This window comes from Aequorivita aurantiaca, assembly GCF_030410135.1.
Classification (GTDB): Bacteria; Bacteroidota; Bacteroidia; order Flavobacteriales; family Flavobacteriaceae; genus Aequorivita; species Aequorivita aurantiaca.
Genome location: NZ_JAUGQQ010000003.1, coordinates 315667 through 333013 on the forward strand (window position 1 = coordinate 315667; position 17347 = coordinate 333013).

Below are 17347 nucleotides of genomic sequence, written 5' to 3' on the forward strand. Positions count from 1 at the left end.
TAGAATTATTTGTGGGGATTGGTTATTTCTTCTTTTGAAGTTTTTCTTTGGTTTTTATCCTTTTCCTTTACTAGTTCATCTTCAAATAGCATGCGTACGGAAGGTGTGTAGGTATCGTCATATTGGCCTTTTTTTACTGAAAAAATAAACAGTACAAAAAAGATGAGTGCCACGAAAACACTGATAGCCAAAAGCATGTAAATGATGTTCATTTTCTATTAATATTTTTCAAAATTATTGTTGTGCGTAACCATAAAATATGACATTCGTCACCTTTGCTTATTTATATCCATTCTTAGTTTTTTGCCTATATACTGTGTGGCAATAGTGGTAAAAACAACTATACTGATAGAGCTTAACGGCATCAAAATGGCAGCAACCACAGGTTTTAAATGCCCCGTTACCGCAAACGAAAGCCCGATTAAATTATAAAACAACGATAGCAAAAAAGCCCATTTGATAATCCGTACTCCGCTTTTGGAAAAATTAAGATAATCCCCAATTTTTTTGAATTGGGCTGCATCCAGAATTCCATCACAGGCCGGGGAAAAAACATTCGTATTTTCTGAAACCACAAAACCCACGTCGCTTTGTTTTAGTGCGCCGGCATCATTCAGCCCATCGCCTATCATTAAAACCTTTTTGCCTTTTTGTTGAAGGGTTTTAATAAAGTTGAGCTTATCGTCCGGTTTTTGGTTGAAGTAGAGTTTTGTTCCCTTGGGCAGTAGTGTTTCCAATCGTTCGCGCTCGCCTTCATTGTCGCCGGAAAGCACAATTACTTCTTTGTCGCTACCCAGTTGTTCAAAGATTTCGGCGACGCCATTTCTGTATTCGCTGTTAAAGATGTAGCATCCCTTATAAATTTTATTGGTGCTTATGTGTACGGTTGTTCTATTTTTCAATTCGAAAGTAGCTTCACTGTTAGCACCAACAAAATCGAACGAGCCTACCTTTATTGAATTTTGATTGAAGGTGGCGGACATACCCTTACCCACTTCTTCTTCAAAATCATCCAATGTTTGAATATCATTCTTTTCCAACATGGAATAAAGGGATCGGCTGAGTGGGTGGCCCGATGCCCTCAGGGTGCTGGTGAGCAGTTTGTTCTCTTCCGCCGAAAGCGCAATGCCTTCATAGGTAATCATGTTTTTCTGGTTGGTTGTGAGCGTTCCGGTTTTATCAAAAACTACGGTGTCCAACTTCGCCATTTGCTCGATAACCGAGGCTTCCTTTAAATACAGTTTTTCCCTTCCGAAAATTCGCAACACATTGCCCAAAGTGAAGGGTGCGGCCAGCGCAATGGCACACGGACATGCAACAATCAAAACGGAAGTGAACACATTAAACGCTATTGAAGGATCAACAACCAGCCAAAAAATAGTGGCAACAAAAGCAATGGAAAGCAATACTATTGTAAAACGTTTGCTGATTGCATCGGTAATATTTTCAAAGGCACCGGTCTTGTCCTTGCTAAAAACGTCATTGCTCCAAAGTTGGGTTAGGTAACTTTGCGCCACGGGTTTCAGCACTTCAACTTCCAAAATACCGGCCTGTTGCTTTCCGCCCGCAAAAAGTTTATCGCCGCTTATTTTTGAAATTGGCTCCGCTTCGCCGGTAACAAAACTGTAATCTATCAGTGCATTGCCCTTAATTAAAATGGCATCAACCGAAAGGATTTCATTATTGCGGATAAGCAGCCGATCGCCTTTTTTTACGTTGTAAACCTCGGCTTGTTCCTCGATTGTTTTTCCTTCGGCATTTTTGAAAAGTCGCGTAACGGCAATGGGAAAATAAGATTTATAATCCCGCTCAAAGGAAAGATAGCTGTAGGTTTTCTGCTGAAAAAATTTCCCGAGAAGCAAAAAGAAAACCAGCCCGCTCAAACTATCAAAGAAGCCCGTGCCCAAGTCCATCATAATATCAATAGTGCTTCGGATGAAAAGAACCGCAATTCCTAGGGCTATGGGAACATCTATGTTCAAAATTTTAGAGCGAAGCCCTTTGTAGGCCGAAGTGAAATAGCCACTGCCCGAGTAAAAAACCACCGGTAGCGAAAATGCAAACATCAGCCAGCGGAAAAAGGGTTTAAATTGGTCCAGCCAAAATTCGGAATGTTCGAAATATTCCGGAAACGAAAGGAACATAATATTGCCAAAAGCAAAACCCGCAATTCCGAGTTTATAGATTAGGCTTCGGTTGATGCTTTTTTCCTTTCTTTCGGAATCTTCCAGTGAAATGTATGGTTCATATCCTATTCGGCTTAAAAGAAGTACTAAGTTTTTCAGCGAATTTTCTTCGGAAGAAAAAGTTATTCGCACAGATTTTTCGGGAAAATTAACTTGTGAAGATTTTACGGAAGGATTGAGCTTGTTCAAATTTTCAAGAATCCAAATGCAGCTGCTGCAGTGGATTGCAGGAATGGTAAAGGAAACAATCCCGATATTGCCGTCATTGAATTCCAAAAGTTTATCAACAATTGCTGCATTATCAAGAAAATCATATTTTCCGGCAATTTCCTTTGGCGAAATTCCCGGGGTTTTTTCAAGATCGTAATAATAACTTAAATCGTTATCGTGCAGAATATCAAAAACTGTTTTGCAGCCATGACAACAAAAGGATTTTTCGGCATGTTGAATTTCAACGTCCAAACACGCATCGCCACAATGGAAACAGTTAACCATTAATCTTAAAATTTGCTAGTTATTTCGGCTGCAAAGGTTGCAAGAGATTCGGTTTTGCGAAATGACATTTGTCAGTTTAAAACCCTTTAACGATATAACTTCTCAATAAAAAAATTTAAGTCCTCGGAGAAAAATACAAATTTTTAATGTTTTTAAAAAACAAAAATGCCACTGCCACCGGAAAAACGGAACTTAAAATAGCAAGCAGCAAATAATATTGCGGAAATAGGGTAAACCCCATCCATAGGGCGAAAGCCTTATAAAATATGAGCACTTCCGTGCTCACAAAGGCAAAAAGAAAGAGCAATAAAAAGGTTTTGGACAGATTTATTAATTTGAAGTACTGCAGGAATGCGAGCATGGATGGGATTACGATTCCCAAGAAAACCAAATGTAGATAGCCAATCACAAAATCCTTTAACTGAAATGCCAGATTAGCGAAATATGGTAAAGCAGAAACAAGCTGCAGGACAAGTTTTGCAACCATTAAAACCGCGGCAATTTTTAAAAGCCGAAAATTCATTTTGCTCCATCCCGCTTTTAAAATTGGCAATTGTGGCCCTAATAACAAATAAAGCTCATAAAACGCCAAAACTTGCGCTACCGCACCAAACAGACCTAGCACATTTAATGCAACGGGCGGCAAAAACCAGAGAAATGATAGAAAAACGGTAAACAATATCCCGAAATTCAAAAGCAGAAAAAATGATTTCAGCTTTTGGGGATTGAAATAAATTCCTTTGGACTCCAATATGTAGAACAATATGCCCAAAAGTGCAATTATAAACCAACCATTATATTGAAAATGGAGGTAGAAATAAATGGAGGATTTGTACCAAATAGATTCGGGACCCAATGTTGCCATTACACCACCAATTGCCCAAGGACCAATGCTGGAAAGCACCAGATACCAAAGGGAGGTTCTTATCAATTTATAGGAAAATCTCTTTCTAAAATGTTGCGGCACATATTTCATCGCGTAAAATGTAAACCAATAGGATGCAAACAGAAACAAGGTTGAAAATATGATTGAAAACAGTGCGTAACCCTGAATGGGAAAGGTTATCAACATTCCGGCTATACATAGATTCGTAAACACAAAAATAATTTTGTACACCTTCGTCTTTTGTGCTTCGACAAGAAAAATTTTATAAATTAAAGTTGTAAGCCCCAAATAAATCCAGCCAAGCAGCGCAGTATGCGAGTGTGCGTGCAGAATGTATTTATAATTAAGCGAAATGGGCGTTACGAAAAACAAGCGCAGCAAAACCCCCATCAATGCTACCATCAAAAAGTAGAAAAGTGCAATGGCTATGTGTTTTCTTAAATCCATCCGATTTCAAAATTAAAAAAACAGTTCGGATTTTGGCAGCAAACATTCAACGTTGCCAAAACTCCGAACTGTCATAAAAACCAATCAAATAAAAAAACCAAAGATTTGGGGCGAGGAATTTTAAAAGCGGTTTAGTTTTTTGTTAGCCTCTTTTCCAGTCCCAAGGCTTTTGGGAAAAGTATGTTATTTTCCAAATGGATGTGTTGGTGCAAATCCTGTTCAAATTCATCCAATTTCGCATAAAATGCACGATAGGTATTGCAAGCTCCCTGAGGTGGAGTGAAGTTGTTGCTCAGTTCTGCAATTTTCCGCATTATTTCGCCAGCCTCCTCGTGCTCCTCCTCCATCATTTTAATAGGATTTTCCACAGTACCGAAATGTATCGCAGGCATTTCAGAGTTTTCCCGCTCTGCGTTTACCATTTTTTTTATGAAGGGAAATAGAATCAGTTCTTCTTTCTTTTGGTGTGACGCCATAGCCTGAACAACCCTTGTTACCAAGGTTTCAATCTCGGCGAGTTCGGTATAGTGGTGGCCGTGAACTTGATTTACACGCTTTGAATATTGCAGTAAAAGTGGGCTATTTTCTTCCACATAATGATGGTGAACGTTGATGATATGGTCTGCCAGGAAATCTAGTTTCCAACTGTTATAATCGTGGGCGCGGTCCATTACATTATCCAGCTTTAATAATTCTGCCTCCAAAATGGTGGGATCTATCTTTGCTTTTTCACAGGCTTTTTTAATGCTTACCCCGCCGCCACAGCAGAAATCGATGCCGTGCTTCTTGAAAATGTGAGCTGCTTTTATATTTTCCGTAACCACATCGGCTACCGTACGTTCTTGAAGTGTTGTCATGATTCTTATTGTTTTATTGAATAATTACAATGCAAATTTCAGAAACACGGCAAAAAGAAAATATGACCTAAATCATAAACAGATATTTTTGTCCGAAATAAAAAACCAATCATCTTGAACTATCCTTATTTTCTGATATTCAGAAGAAACTACTCCCAAAAAGGATCGTGATATTCGGGAGATTTTTCCAAGTTACTATGTATTTCCTCAATTTTTTGTAGTTGGGCCTCGGTTGCAACATTTTGAATTTCATTAAAGAGCACGCGCTCCTCAAAACGAATATGGGCATCCAGCTCCTCCTCCAATTGATGCAAGGATTTTTCAGGATCTTTGGAGTCGTGGAACAGGCGTTTTATTCTACGATGTTCCTTCAATGCACGTTCCACGAGTTCGTTATCTTTTTCTAAAATTGGGAAAAGATATTTTTCCTCATCCTTAAAATGGGGCGCTATTTCGTGCTCATAAAACCATTTTGCAAAATCCTGCATTCGCTGGATCTCAATATTTTTATGAAATCCCTTGCGCAACTTCCAACTGAAGAGTAGCCCAAAATGGTGCTGGCGGCTTAACGGCTGCAAGGCTTTATGGCGTTTGATTGGTTTCTTTCTTTCCATCGTTATTGTTTTAAAAATGAAATTCCGTGGTTAAATCCAATGGCCAGTTCAAATAAGATTTTGTTGTTGAGCATCTTCTCTGTGCAAAGATAGGAAACGGAGCAAATTCAGACAAAATTATCGGAAATAAAAACGGGATGATATTATTATTGAATTAATTTGAATTATTTAAAATTTAAGAAACGTTTCTCCCTTCCGAAGCTTTTCTGATAGTTGCATTACTGTGGTATTTTCGCACATACTTTTCAGACCTTTTCGGATGTCGTTATATTGGTCGTGAACCGGGCAAGGACGGGCAGCCGAACATTCGGGCATACCTAAGATGCAGCCACTGAAAATATTTTGTCCATCAATACTGACCACTATATCAGCCAAAGTAAGAGTAGCGTCCTTCGGTAAATGAAACCCTCCATTCGGGCCTTTTTTTGAAATAATTATTCCGGAACGTGCCAACTGTTGGCAAATTTTTGCGGTGAACGGTAGCGGAGAACCAATGGCATTGGCAATATCAACAATCGTGGGCCGGCGCTCCATTTGTGATTGTTCGGCAATGAACAGAACAGACCGAATACCATATTCGCACGCTTTTGAAAACATAGGATTTGTTTTGTCCAAATTTATAAAAAAGCCTCAACAAATAACATAGAATTGCCTAAAGTGCTCAGTGGCAGGTTTTTTCAGAAAGTGTTCCAGTGAATATTTTTAACCATTAAAACGCTCCCATGCCGCTTTTTCCAATGCCTCACGGTGGTCCGGGTGTGCTATGGAAATTAGCGCTTTCGCCCGTTGCTCCAAGCCTTTCCCGAAAAGATTCACAACACCATATTCCGTTACAACGTAATGCACATGGGCACGAGTGGTTGTAATACTGGCACCTTCCTTTAAAAAAGGTGTAATCTTGGAAATTCCTTTATTAGTGATGGAGGGCATAGCAATAATTGGTTTTCCGCCCGGTGAAAGCGAAGCCCCGCGAATAAAATCCATTTGCCCGCCCACTCCGGAATATTGATACATACCAATACTATCTGCACAAACTTGGCCGGTCAAATCAATTTCGATTGCACTGTTTATTGCTGTTACTTTGGGATTTCTACGGATAATGGCGGTGTCATTGGTATATGCCGCTTCCTTAAAATGGACGATGGGATTATCATTTATGAAATCATATAAATTCTTTGTTCCCATTGCGAAACAGGTAACTATTTTCCCCGTTTTAATTTCTTTTTCCTCGCCCGTAATAATTCCATTTTCGACCAATGGCAGTATGCCATCACTGAACATTTCGGTATGTATTCCCAATCTTTTATGATTGCCCAAATTGTGAAGCACCGCATTGGGAATGTTCCCAATGCCCATTTGGAGAGTGGCGCCGTCTTCTACCAATTCGGCTACATTCCTTCCAATAGTGACCTCAATTTGTGATGGTTCACCCAACACGGATGCATAAATAGGGGAATTTATTTCCACCCCAAAATCGATATTTTTTATATGAATTATGCCATCGCCATGGGTTCTGGGCACGTTTGGATTGATAAGTGCAACCACATGTTTTGCAGTTTGAATGGCGGGCAGGGTAACATCTACCGATACCCCAAGCGAGCAATAACCGTGTTTGTCAGGAGGTGACACCTGAATAAAGGCCACGTCCAATGGAAGAATATTTCTTCTAAAAAGCCAGTGGATTTCACTTAAGAAAACCGGAATATAATCGCCATAGCTGGTATTCACACCTTTTCGAACATTGTCGCCAACAAAGCAACTTGAAAGATGGAAAGCATCAGTATACGGGGCTTGTGCGTATTTTGCCTCGCCGTGGGTGTGAATCTGGATTATTTCAACATTCTCTAGTTCCCGATAACGTTCGCACAGGGTGTCAATCAACAAGTTTGGGGTCATTGCCGCACCTTGAAAGAACACGCGGTTATTGGTTTTTACTATGGATACGGCCTCTTCGGCGGAAACTATTTGCATAATGTAATTTTTGTGCAAAGGTTGGGAATAGGTTCGAAATTTTAAATGATTTTGGTCAGATTTTAAAAAGGATTGCAGGATTAATCTACAGCGCCACTTCCGTGGTTTCCAAAATGTCATTCACAATGGATAGACCTTTGTCCTGATTGTACCATAGTTGAAGCATTTCCTTAAAAGTATCGTCAATTTTACCGTGGCGGGTTTTATAATCCGCAACCAATTTGGTAGCCGCTTTGGAGCGGGGACCAAAAGTTTGATTAACGTTGAAATTTTCATCCACCATAATTAAGATTGGAATGGAGCGGGTGCCGTTGGTCAAAAACTTATCCATCAATTCAGGATTATCATCGCGAAGCACAATTCTCAAATAAATATTTTCAGAAAGTTGGGCCATCTTATTTAAATAAGGCAATGTTTGTGCTGCGTCGCCGCACCAAGGCTCACTGATCACTAGCCAAGTTTGTTTGTCGGGAAAGTTTTTCAAGATTTGGGCCTGCTCCGTCAAAATTTCAGCGGTTTTGTCCAATCGTTTGCTTCGGCTGACGTTCAATTTGGTGTAATCTATTTTCTCCTGCGTTTGCACGCCAGTGGTGCTGCCCGCTTCCACCAATTGCTTAAAAAGTAGATTATACTGTGTATAATCCATGGCGTTGTTGATGGAGTTTTCTATTATATATTTCATGGTTTAATTCTTTTAATTTGTTTTTTCCAATGCAAACATTTAATCTTTAGCTGTGATGACGGTATGCAAAATAAGCATTCAAAAAAGTATCAAATTATGACTGTTATCATAAAGTGGGATTTTCTGTTTTCACGAAATTTTAAGTTAGGTTTTTTAAAAGGAAATTTTTCTTATCCTCCTGCGAAACTATATTTTTAAGAAGATAATGGCACTACCAACGTTGGCACATGGGCGTGTTTCCCTACCCTATTTACAACCGGTTCGCGAAAAAGCTGCTTTAGAAAGGCGTGCTTGTGATAAACCAATGCGAACAAATCTATGTTATGGCCATCAATGAAGGTGTGCAACGTTTTTGAAATGTTTTCCTTTTTCGGAATAAAATGAAATTCCGAATCATATTCCGTGAGGTCGTTTTTAAAGTTTTCCAGGTTCTGTTTTTGCGCAACATCCATTTCCTTTTCTCCGCCCACATGCACCAAATGAATGATGGAATCATATTGCCGAACCAAACGAACGATAGGCTTTAAACTCGAAATTGGATAAAAATCTTTATAATCCGTCGCAAATGCTATGTTTATCGGCACCACGAAATCTATATTGCGCGGAATAATCAAAAGCGGACAGGCTTCTATGGACTTTGTAATTTTAATGGTTGTACTTCCCATCAAAATATCTTCCGTACTGGTGCGGCCCTTGCTACCCATTACCACCAGATCCATTCCTTCGGTGGCAACCAAAGTATTGATGGTGTTTGAAAGCGCCGCGGGTGTTGAAATTACTTCATAACTGTGCGCTATTTTTGGGGAATCCAGTTTAATTTGCTTCACCAATGCCAAACCGTCTTCATCAGACTGCCGGTACAGCTTTTCGATAATGCTTTCTGAACGACCGATATCAACACGACTGGTCAGCTTGCCCACTTCCTCCCCAAATGAGTGCAGAAGGGTTATTTGCAAAGGTTCATCCCTGTAAAGTTTTGTTATATATAATAGGGCTGCATAGGCATTTTCGGAGAAATCGGTGGGAATGAGGACTTTTTTCATTTTATGAATGTTTAGAAATGTATTATCGAGGAAGGTTTTGAAGTACTAAAAATGGAATATCTATTTTAAGGCCAATTTTTTCAATAGTTGATTGATGAAGAATATTCTCCAAATAAGAATGACGGGTATTTATCATTACAAGAAAATCGACGCTGTTTTCAGCGATAACTGAATTAATGGTTGATGTTATATCGGCTCCCATTTCCTGCCTGAAATTCACCTTATTTTCAGCAAATGAAGCTTCTAAAAAGTCTTTATTCTCCTGCTGCCTTAATGATAAAGTAGGGAATTTTGAAACATATAAAAATTCAACTTTGGAAACGAAGCGTTTCGCAATACTGCTCACTAGCTTTAATTCCCGGCGTTTATAGGGCAATTGGAAATCCGTGGGGAACAATAGCTTTTTTGGATGAACGTCCTCATAAACCGAAGGAATGGCAAGCACAGGGCATTTCACTAGCTTAATAACTTGAAGAGTGTTGCTGCCAAACGTAATTTTTTTATCGGCAGTTTTGCCTTTAGTACCCATTACTACCACGTCAATATCTTCCTTATCCACCCAGTCATTCACTTCATCAACCAGCAATCCCGGAGCTGGAACAATATGAATTTTATGTTTGGGATTGGGCGAAAAACTTTGGATTTGCTTTCTTTTTTCCTCCAATTCAATTTCCACCATTTCCGAAACCTTCATTTGTTTCCCCTCAAATTTGGCAGTATTTATGGGGGTTTCGGCATCAAAGACGTGCATCAAAAAAATCTCTGAATGTTCATATTTAAAAAGTTCGGTGGCGTATCGAACTGCGTTCATCGAATTCTCAGAAAAATCAGTGGGAATCAAAATTTTTCTCATGGGGAAGGTTTTTTATAAATATCCGTAAAGATAGCCATAAAATACGCGTGAAAATATGACTTTTATCAACCAATGACCTGATTTTTAGCGAATCATTAAGAATGACAACCTTGAAATTTCATTATCTTAAAATAAAAAAATTATGAAAATCTCAGCAATACCCTATATTCTAATAACCACGGCCATTTTGGTTATGGTTGCCATCTTCGCAGCCCTGGATTTTCCCTTTGGATGGATCTTTTATCTTACGGTTTTAGGCGAGGCATTCTTAATATTTACCGTGTTTCGGGTATTAAAGGATGCCTACACTACCACCAAGACCTTTGAGGACTTCTATGAAGATAATCCAGTGGGGCGGGCACAATGACAAATGAATAAATTTTAAAGCTATTCATGAAGAACCAAAAACGGCACTTTTGTAGTGTAACCAATGTCCGGGAACGTGGGGCGAAGTAGCAATCTTTGAATAAAATTTAAATTTTTTGCCACCACCGAAAGTAGATTTATATCCCATGTTTCCACAAAATCCTGGATTCCCATTTCCAAATCCTTGGATTCCACAAAATGGAAACTGTGTTTTTTTTCCTTAAAAGAATAGTGTAAAAATCCTTTATTATCGGTTTGGGATGCGGTCAAATTAGCGTTTGGCAGTTTTATATGCAACACCCGAAGCGGAGATTGATGCAGCTCCAAGGTTTGCGCAAGCGTGCTGATAACCTTGTTCCTGTATATGCCATTGTAATCAGTCAAAAACGCGATGTTGTTAATGAGCTTAAACCTGGCGTTTTGCGGTATTACGAGAATGGGACATTTCACCTTCGTGATCACGTCACAGGCATTGCTTCCCAATTCGCTGCTTTCCATTGTTGAATTTCCCCGCGTACCCATCACTATAAAATCAATTTCTATTTTGGCCATCTTTTTTCTGATGGCTTCCACCAAAGACAAGTTTTCGTGATGCGGAAAAAAATTGTGCGCTTTATTTGTTGTGTGAAATTTACACATTCTGATTTCTTCCTTCAATAAAGCAGAAACGGATTTGACAGTTTGTATTTTTTCGTCCGACTGTATAATTGATTCCTGCTCCTTGGTTTCAGCAAAATTTTCGGAAGAAACATGCAGCATATGAAAATTCACCTCCACGCCCGAAAAATACTCCAAGGCATATTTCATGGCGTTGTGTGAACTATCGGAAAAATCCGTTGGAATTAAAATATTCATCATAGCATCCTAAGGTCACCGACAAAAATATCGGTATGCATCGGGACAGAAAATGATATAAATCAGCTTTACGATAATGGGATGCCCAAGAAACGCTTAATTATTTTGCGTATCAGTCAATAGCCCGCAAGCTTTCCACATTTACAATTCTAATATCACGGCCTTCAATTTCAATGATGCCGTCTTTTTTGAAATCAGATAGGGTCCGGATCAGGCTTTCGGTAGCAATGCCGGCCGTTGTGGCAAGATCATTCCGGGAGATGCGAAGGGCAGCCCCAGGTTTTTTATCCATAATTTCCACAAATTGAAGAATGGTGCTAGCAGTTTTTTTTCGGACGGAGCTATATGCCATTTTCACCAATTGCTGTTTTATTTCGGAAAGATTATCGGTCAAAAGGTTCATCAGTTCCAAGGAAACATCTTGGCTTTTTTTCAGAATATCTCTCACATAGATTTTTGAAATGCCCACAACTTCCGTTTCCTCAACCGCAGTGGCCGTTTCGTTGTAGGGAATGTTATCATCAAACGAGGTGAAACCCAAAAAATCATCTGCTTTATAAAGGCCGGTAATTAACTCCTTGGCATTCGCATCCATTGTGTGTGTTTTCACAACGCCCTTCAATATTAAAAACATGCTGTTGGAATGCGCCCCTTTTTTATAGATGGTTTCCCCTTTTTTAAAGTGGGCCACTTCACCTTCATCACAAAAAAAGTTTTTCAGTTGGTTTAGGTTTTGGGGGTTCTCGTCCTCTTCTCTTGGACTTTGCTCCTTTTCATCGCGGCTTTTCAGGATGCTAGCCTTTGCCAATCTGCTTTCCACGGCACTTAGCAGCTCCTGTTCGTCAAAAGGTTTTGTAAGATAATCGTCGGCACCCATATCCATTCCTTTTCTAATTTCCTTGTGTTCGGTTTTCGCCGAAAGGAAAATGAATGGAATATGTTTAGTTCTTTCTTCTGATGAAACGTTTTCAAGCACGCCGTAGCCATCAATTTCGGGCATCATTATGTCGCAAATAATAATATCAGGCATTTCGCTTTTGGCCTTTTCGATTCCTATTTTGCCGTTGGGTGCAGTAAAAACGGCATAGCCGGAGAGTTCCAATAGTTCAGCAGTGTTTTCACGCAAGGCGGTATCGTCTTCAATCAGAAGTATTTTTTTCATCCTAATTTATATGTTTTTTAATGGAAAAGTAATTGTGAAAGTGCTCCCCACGCCTTCTTCGCTTTCAAAAGTTATGGTCCCACCAAGGCTTTCCAAATGGCTTTTCACGATGTTCAATCCAATGCCAGTGCCTTGGTCCAAAAGTGCATTTTCAGCTCGGAAATATCTGTTGAAGATATATTTCTGTTCCTTTTTTGGAATCCCCATTCCCTCGTCAATTATTTTAATGGTAAGAAAATCCTTTTTCGGAATCACTTCCACATCAATAACGGTGTGGCCCGGGGAATACTTTATGGCATTGTTTATAAGGTTTGTAAGCGATAATTCCAGAATTTTTTCGTCAAAATTCACCTGAATTTCATCAACGTTTTGTGGATAATTAATGCGTTGTCCTTCCTTCAAAAGCATATTCGCGCTGTAGATAACTTCATTCACCACCTTGCTAAGCGGAAACGTTTCAAATTTATACGTCGCTTTTCCGGACTCCAAACGCTCGATAGAGAGGAAATCATTCAAGATATTGTTCAAATATTTAACCTTGCTTTGGATGGTTTTCAAATGCTTTTCCCGCTTGTCCTGTTGTTCTGTTTCCGTATATTTCCCCACAAGCATTGCGGAAGTTAGTATTCCACTTAATGGGGTTTTGAATTCGTGGGAAACGAGCGATAGAAACTTTGTTTTCAAATCATTGAGTTCCCGTTCCTTCCGCAGTGATTCCATAATTTTATGCTCTGCCTCCTTTCGTTTTAAAACTTCTTCCTTCAGTTCTTTTATGGTCTGCTTGAGCTCGGTAGTGCGTTCGTCAATTTTTTGTTCCAAAAGCAGGTTAAGTTCCATAATCTGCTTTTCATGGGTTTTACGAACCGAAATATCCGTGACCAAGGCCATGACATATTTACTGCCCTCAATTTCAAATGGATTCAATCCCGCCTCCACAGGAAATATGGTGCCGTCCTTCCGGCGGCCGTACAGATCGCGGCCATGGCCCATTTGCCTGGGAGCGCTCTTGTCCAAATAATGGGTAACCTGCTGCGTGTGGGTATGTCTATATTCACGAGGAATCAACAAGTTGATGCTTTCGCCCAAAAGTTCATTTGGCCCATAGCCGAACATCCGGTCCGCAGCTTCATTGGAGGTCACTACTTCCTGACGTTCGTTCACAATCACGATACCTTCTGATATTGCTTCAGAAAGAATTTTAAATATGTTTCCCTTTTTTTCCTCGAAAACCTTCATCCGCCAAAAATAAGGATTTTCGGCTGTTTTCGGGAACTGATCTTTATCATAAATTGAATCCGTAAAACAATATAGATTTACACCCTTAAAATTTAAAAATTGCACTATGGCAACTGCCGAAAAACCTCAACTTCTATATTATCAAAAAGTGGCGGAACTTTTTTATGCCCTTGCTGCGACAAATTTGGTAGTCCAAAAATCCGAATTTGAGATATTGGGAACTTTGGTTTTAGAGCAATGGAATAATCTAAAATATAGTGAAGATCCCTATTTCGCCGAGGCTGCCACACAAATGAAGATAGTTTTTGAATGGTTTGATTATGAAAACCTTGACGCCAACGATTGTTTTGAAAGTTTTGCCGATTATAAAAACGAACATCCCCAGCTTTTCAACAACGAACGAAATAACATTATTTGGCAAACCGCAAACACAATTGTTGATGCATTCGCCGGAAAAAGTAAAGCGGAAATAAAAATGCTTTCCAAATTGAACTCATTGCTAAACCAATAAGCGGCGGCAAGAATTCATTTTAAACTTGAAGATTGATTGCTTAACTTTATAATTACTAAAAAAAATTGTTATGAAAAGCAACTTCAAAGAAATCATAGATTCCGAAACTCCGGTGCTGGTGGACTTTTTCGCAGATTGGTGCGGCCCATGCAAAATGCTTTCCCCGATATTGAAACAGGTAAAGGACGAACTCGGTGAAGCAGTAAAAATTGTGAAAATTGATGTTGATAAAAACCAACCCTTAGCATCACAATATCAAGTTCGGGGCGTGCCAACGTTGATTCTTTTTAAGAATGGCAAACAACTGTGGCGGCAGAGTGGTGTTCTTCAAAAAGATGAACTTGTTTCCATTATCGGGCAACATAAAAATTGATGCAACTGAACCGTTTTATTGACCACACCCTTCTAAAGGCAACTGCCCTGCCCGAAGATATTATTACCTTATGCCGTGACGCCATAAAATATGATTTTCACGCCGTTTGCGTGAACAGCGGTAATGTGCTTCTGGCTAAAAGAGAGGTAAAGGATAGTGGCGTAATGGTAGCTTCTACAGTAGGTTTTCCTTTGGGAGCACAGAGCAGCGCGGCGAAAGTGAAGGAGGCCGCGCAATGCATAACCGATGGGGCCGATGAAATTGATATGGTTATAAACATTGGTTTGCTAAAGGCCAATTGCCACCGCCCTATTTTGGAAGAAATCAGGGAGGTGAAAAAGACCATTGGCAGCAAATCCTTAAAGGTTATTTTGGAAACGTGTTATTTAAACGAGGAAGAAATTAGAACGGCCTGCAAAATAGCCAAAGAAGCCGACGCGGATTTTGTAAAAACCTCCACAGGCTTCGGCACGGGAGGTGCCACGGAACAGGCTGTAAAGATAATGGTTGACGCGGTGGGAAAGCATTTAAAGATAAAAGCCTCTGGCGGAATCAAGGATTATGCGACCGCTATCAAATTTATTGATTTGGGAGTGAGCAGAATTGGCACCTCTTCTGGCATGGAAATTATCGGCGGCACTGGAGCGAAAACTTCTTTATATTAAAACCTTATTCGAAACCATTTTTTGAAAAAAGTTTATGGCAGCGATTGGATATAGATTGGAAATGCGCCCGCTGGATTTCTACAAAATAAAAAAGCAGGAATATGTATTATAATCCTGCTTTTTAGCTTTAATTGTTGCAATTCGAAATTAACTATACTCTAAATGTTATCACCGGCAAGTCAGAATGGTTTACAACATCCTCACCAATACTTCCTGAGAAGAAATGCGCCAAGCCTTGACGACCTTGGGTGGGCAAAGCAATTATGTCTGCATTGCTAACTTGGCTATAGCCGAAAATTCCCGCCTCTACGGAATATTCATTGTATTGGGCAACTTTATTTAACAGTTCCAACGGGTTGCTTTCACCCGCGTTGTTTAAGAAATTTAGGATTCGTTTTTCTGTTTCACGGGTGCTTTGGAAATTGCCCGAAACGTTTACGTAGAGCATTTGCATTTCAATTCCGAGGGCTTCAAAAAGATTTTTTGCACGCCTGTATGGGCCCAATGAATTGTCTTGGAAGTCGCAGGCGAATATTCCTAGTTGGGGATTGAAATTCTCGTGGCGGTGTTTGATTACCAACACGGGAACTTCTGATGTCCGCACCACTTTTTCAGTATTGCTTCCTACAAAAACTTCCTTTAAGCCTGAAGTTCCGTGGGAGCCCATTACTATTAATTCGGCCCCTAAATTAAGGGCTACCTCATTTATTTCGCTGAAAATCCTATAATTATGGACGGTGTCCGTAACGGTTATTCCCTTTAGGTATTCCCTGTCCACAAATTCCGCAAAACGCTTTTTGGCCAGCTTCATATATAGCAGGACCTCAACGGATTCGTTGTTTTCATCACGGGTTACTACGGCATCACTAAGCCCTATCATGTGCAACGCAATTATTTCAGCATTTTGTTTTCTGGCAATTTTGGCTGCCACTTCCATTGCATATTCGGAATGTATAGAGAAATCGACGGGTACTAGGATTTTTTTCATGATTCTTTTTTTTTGTTAATAATTGACGGCTCTTGGTTCTTGGCTTTTCGCTCTTCGCATTTCCTTTTAGCTTTTACCTTTTCACCAGTAATATTAATTTTTGATTAATTTCAAATATATCCCGAATTTATGGTATTTGAAATGACCAATGTCAAGTTGAAAGCATATTTGAAATAATTTGTAAAGAAATGGGCGATAGGATTGGAAATGTACACTTTGAACCCTTCGCTTTTATATCACTATACACAGCCCCTACGTGCTATAATCCAAGTGTACATGATAAGTATTAATTTTCATGTTCCGGGTTTTCAACCTTATTTATTTGCAGGTGTAATCATTATATGTGAACGATGGGTGCCCGCATCCATTAACCAAGGCATACCGGGAGCCTGAGGTTTTGTGGGTAGTCCGGTGCTTTCACCAGTCATATAAGGTTTGTAAATTACGTATCTCATGGCGCTCTTCAGAAGTTCACCGGTTTCTACGCTATAATCTTTTTCATCGCCAGTTAAAATATAAACCATGGAAGGCTCCGTGGGCATTGTTAGGAGGCCAGATTCAATTTCCCGTTTTCTTATTTCCTGCTTTTCAATCAGTGTTTTTCCTTCGGCCACAAGTTCACGGCCCCGCGCCATAAACGGTTCTAATTTTGCTCCGTAACACGCAACGCTTATGCCTTCACTCTTCGGGTCGTCTGCCAGGCATACCATCTGGTTATTTCCTTCGCGCAATGTTATTAGTTTTCCTTCTTCATTATAGCCTAAAACCGTGGCACCCTCTCGGTATGTTTCTGGTGCAGAGAGCAGGGCAGTTTTTATTTGAATGTTTTTTGGGAGGATCCCGTTTTGGGCCATAGCGGAAAATGCAGTGGCAAAAGCGAATAGCATTAATAAATATTTCATAATTAATCGTTTTGAAAATATTCCTTAAGATACGGAGTTTTATAAAATAACCAATAAGAACAGCAGTTAATAATCTGTTCTGAAGCCTTTAAAATCCAACACACTTTGATTTCATTATTATCTTGAAAAACTTGGGAGAGAAAAATTCTAATACAATCATTTTATTGGCTGTTTCAGGATTTTTGGTTACAAAATGAAACGAGGCGTAACTGTTTTATACAAATTTGATGTATTAGGGAATCGGTTCGCCTCATC

At 39.6% G+C, this 17347-nt stretch carries 19 protein-coding genes; 4 read left to right on the top strand and 15 right to left on the bottom strand.

The genetic code is table 11. From position 1 onward, the window contains the following. Positions 1-5: 5 nt before the first annotated feature. From ccoS to QRD02_RS07305, 10 genes are all read right to left on the bottom strand, one after another. Entirely contained in the window at positions 6-212 is a 207-nt protein-coding gene (ccoS, locus tag QRD02_RS07260) for a cbb3-type cytochrome oxidase assembly protein CcoS (protein ID WP_290254268.1), read from the bottom strand. Between the two features lie 57 nt (positions 213-269). Next, entirely contained in the window at positions 270-2681 is a 2412-nt protein-coding gene (locus QRD02_RS07265; protein WP_290254269.1) for a heavy metal translocating P-type ATPase, read from the bottom strand. A 115-nt stretch (positions 2682-2796) separates the two neighbouring features. After that, entirely contained in the window at positions 2797-4014 is a 1218-nt protein-coding gene (locus QRD02_RS07270) for a hypothetical protein (RefSeq protein WP_290254270.1), read from the bottom strand. A gap of 131 nt (positions 4015-4145) precedes the next feature. Next, on the bottom strand, positions 4146-4871 hold the full coding sequence (gene ric, locus QRD02_RS07275; protein ID WP_290254271.1) for an iron-sulfur cluster repair di-iron protein: 726 nt from the start codon (positions 4869-4871) through the stop codon (positions 4146-4148). A gap of 149 nt (positions 4872-5020) precedes the next feature. Continuing rightward, a complete protein-coding gene (locus QRD02_RS07280; RefSeq protein WP_290254272.1) occupies positions 5021-5485 on the bottom strand; it encodes a hemerythrin domain-containing protein in 465 nt (154 codons plus the stop codon). A 168-nt stretch (positions 5486-5653) separates the two neighbouring features. Then, positions 5654-6082 (bottom strand): RrF2 family transcriptional regulator, encoded by a 429-nt coding sequence (locus tag QRD02_RS07285; RefSeq protein ID WP_290254273.1) that lies wholly within the window; start codon positions 6080-6082, stop codon positions 5654-5656. Between the two features lie 105 nt (positions 6083-6187). Further along, on the bottom strand, positions 6188-7456 hold the full coding sequence (locus QRD02_RS07290; RefSeq protein WP_290254274.1) for an acetyl-CoA hydrolase/transferase family protein: 1269 nt from the start codon (positions 7454-7456) through the stop codon (positions 6188-6190). Between the two features lie 85 nt (positions 7457-7541). Next, positions 7542-8138 (bottom strand): thioredoxin family protein, encoded by a 597-nt coding sequence (locus QRD02_RS07295; RefSeq protein WP_290254275.1) that lies wholly within the window; start codon positions 8136-8138, stop codon positions 7542-7544. A gap of 194 nt (positions 8139-8332) precedes the next feature. Then, on the bottom strand, positions 8333-9181 hold the full coding sequence (locus QRD02_RS07300) for a universal stress protein (protein ID WP_290254276.1): 849 nt from the start codon (positions 9179-9181) through the stop codon (positions 8333-8335). Positions 9182-9203: 22 nt separating this feature from the next. Continuing rightward, positions 9204-10034 carry a universal stress protein gene (locus QRD02_RS07305; protein WP_290254277.1) on the bottom strand — a complete coding sequence of 277 codons (831 nt, stop codon included), beginning with the start codon at positions 10032-10034 and terminating at the stop codon, positions 9204-9206. Positions 10035-10176: 142 nt separating this feature from the next. Between QRD02_RS07305 and QRD02_RS07310 the strand changes: the two genes are divergently transcribed. Next, complete coding sequence (locus tag QRD02_RS07310; RefSeq protein WP_290254278.1) at positions 10177-10401, top strand: hypothetical protein; 225 nt, start codon at positions 10177-10179, stop codon at positions 10399-10401. A 20-nt stretch (positions 10402-10421) separates the two neighbouring features. Here QRD02_RS07310 and QRD02_RS07315 read toward each other — a convergent pair whose 3' ends face one another. The 3 genes from QRD02_RS07315 to QRD02_RS07325 form a co-directional block, all read right to left on the bottom strand. Then, complete coding sequence (locus QRD02_RS07315) at positions 10422-11258, bottom strand: universal stress protein (protein WP_290254279.1); 837 nt, start codon at positions 11256-11258, stop codon at positions 10422-10424. A 109-nt stretch (positions 11259-11367) separates the two neighbouring features. Then, positions 11368-12417, bottom strand: a complete 1050-nt coding sequence (locus QRD02_RS07320; RefSeq protein ID WP_290254280.1) for a response regulator — start codon at positions 12415-12417, stop codon at positions 11368-11370. A gap of 6 nt (positions 12418-12423) precedes the next feature. Beyond that, positions 12424-13653, bottom strand: coding sequence for an ATP-binding protein (locus QRD02_RS07325; protein WP_290254281.1), 1230 nt, complete (start codon positions 13651-13653; stop codon positions 12424-12426). 106 nt (positions 13654-13759) lie between these two features. Here QRD02_RS07325 and QRD02_RS07330 point away from each other — a divergent pair, with 106 nt between their 5' ends. The 3 genes from QRD02_RS07330 (at position 13760) to deoC (ending at position 15202) form a co-directional block, all read left to right on the top strand. Beyond that, the gene (locus QRD02_RS07330) at positions 13760-14164 is read left to right on the top strand and encodes a hypothetical protein (RefSeq protein ID WP_290254282.1); all 405 of its coding nucleotides are present in this window, start codon (positions 13760-13762) and stop codon (positions 14162-14164) included. A 70-nt stretch (positions 14165-14234) separates the two neighbouring features. Then, complete coding sequence (gene trxA / locus QRD02_RS07335) at positions 14235-14537, top strand: thioredoxin (RefSeq protein ID WP_290254283.1); 303 nt, start codon at positions 14235-14237, stop codon at positions 14535-14537. Further along, entirely contained in the window at positions 14537-15202 is a 666-nt protein-coding gene (gene deoC, locus QRD02_RS07340) for a deoxyribose-phosphate aldolase (RefSeq protein WP_290254284.1), read from the top strand. Before trxA ends, deoC begins: the two co-directional genes overlap by 1 nt. A 151-nt stretch (positions 15203-15353) precedes the next feature. Here deoC and QRD02_RS07345 read toward each other — a convergent pair whose 3' ends face one another. Together QRD02_RS07345 and QRD02_RS07350 are read right to left on the bottom strand one after the other, a co-directional pair. Continuing rightward, positions 15354-16190, bottom strand: a complete 837-nt coding sequence (locus QRD02_RS07345; RefSeq protein ID WP_290254285.1) for a universal stress protein — start codon at positions 16188-16190, stop codon at positions 15354-15356. A 314-nt stretch (positions 16191-16504) separates the two neighbouring features. Further along, positions 16505-17092, bottom strand: coding sequence for a hypothetical protein (locus tag QRD02_RS07350; RefSeq protein WP_290254286.1), 588 nt, complete (start codon positions 17090-17092; stop codon positions 16505-16507). Between the last annotated feature and the right edge of the window lie 255 nt (positions 17093-17347).

Excerpts from the sequence above, each read along its gene's own strand:
- QRD02_RS07305 (WP_290254277.1), bottom strand. The coding sequence starts at position 10,034 with ATGAGAAAAATTTTGATTCCCACTGATTTTTCTGAGAATTCGATGAAC.
- QRD02_RS07295 (WP_290254275.1), bottom strand. The coding sequence starts at position 8,138 with ATGAAATATATAATAGAAAACTCCATCAACAACGCCATGGATTATACA.
- QRD02_RS07345 (WP_290254285.1), bottom strand. The coding sequence starts at position 16,190 with ATGAAAAAAATCCTAGTACCCGTCGATTTCTCTATACATTCCGAATAT.
- QRD02_RS07290 (WP_290254274.1), bottom strand. The coding sequence starts at position 7,456 with ATGCAAATAGTTTCCGCCGAAGAGGCCGTATCCATAGTAAAAACCAAT.
- QRD02_RS07280 (WP_290254272.1), bottom strand. The coding sequence starts at position 5,485 with ATGGAAAGAAAGAAACCAATCAAACGCCATAAAGCCTTGCAGCCGTTA.
- QRD02_RS07325 (WP_290254281.1), bottom strand. The coding sequence starts at position 13,653 with ATGAAGGTTTTCGAGGAAAAAAAGGGAAACATATTTAAAATTCTTTCT.
- QRD02_RS07270 (WP_290254270.1), bottom strand. The coding sequence starts at position 4,014 with ATGGATTTAAGAAAACACATAGCCATTGCACTTTTCTACTTTTTGATG.
- QRD02_RS07265 (WP_290254269.1), bottom strand. The coding sequence starts at position 2,681 with ATGGTTAACTGTTTCCATTGTGGCGATGCGTGTTTGGACGTTGAAATT.
- ric (WP_290254271.1), bottom strand. The coding sequence starts at position 4,871 with ATGACAACACTTCAAGAACGTACGGTAGCCGATGTGGTTACGGAAAAT.
- deoC (WP_290254284.1), top strand. The coding sequence starts at position 14,537 with ATGCAACTGAACCGTTTTATTGACCACACCCTTCTAAAGGCAACTGCC.
- QRD02_RS07310 (WP_290254278.1), top strand. The coding sequence starts at position 10,177 with ATGAAAATCTCAGCAATACCCTATATTCTAATAACCACGGCCATTTTG.
- trxA (WP_290254283.1), top strand. The coding sequence starts at position 14,235 with ATGAAAAGCAACTTCAAAGAAATCATAGATTCCGAAACTCCGGTGCTG.
- QRD02_RS07330 (WP_290254282.1), top strand. The coding sequence starts at position 13,760 with ATGGCAACTGCCGAAAAACCTCAACTTCTATATTATCAAAAAGTGGCG.
- ccoS (WP_290254268.1), bottom strand. The coding sequence starts at position 212 with ATGAACATCATTTACATGCTTTTGGCTATCAGTGTTTTCGTGGCACTC.
- QRD02_RS07315 (WP_290254279.1), bottom strand. The coding sequence starts at position 11,258 with ATGATGAATATTTTAATTCCAACGGATTTTTCCGATAGTTCACACAAC.
- QRD02_RS07320 (WP_290254280.1), bottom strand. The coding sequence starts at position 12,417 with ATGAAAAAAATACTTCTGATTGAAGACGATACCGCCTTGCGTGAAAAC.
- QRD02_RS07300 (WP_290254276.1), bottom strand. The coding sequence starts at position 9,181 with ATGAAAAAAGTCCTCATTCCCACCGATTTCTCCGAAAATGCCTATGCA.
- QRD02_RS07350 (WP_290254286.1), bottom strand. The coding sequence starts at position 17,092 with ATGAAATATTTATTAATGCTATTCGCTTTTGCCACTGCATTTTCCGCT.
- QRD02_RS07285 (WP_290254273.1), bottom strand. The coding sequence starts at position 6,082 with ATGTTTTCAAAAGCGTGCGAATATGGTATTCGGTCTGTTCTGTTCATT.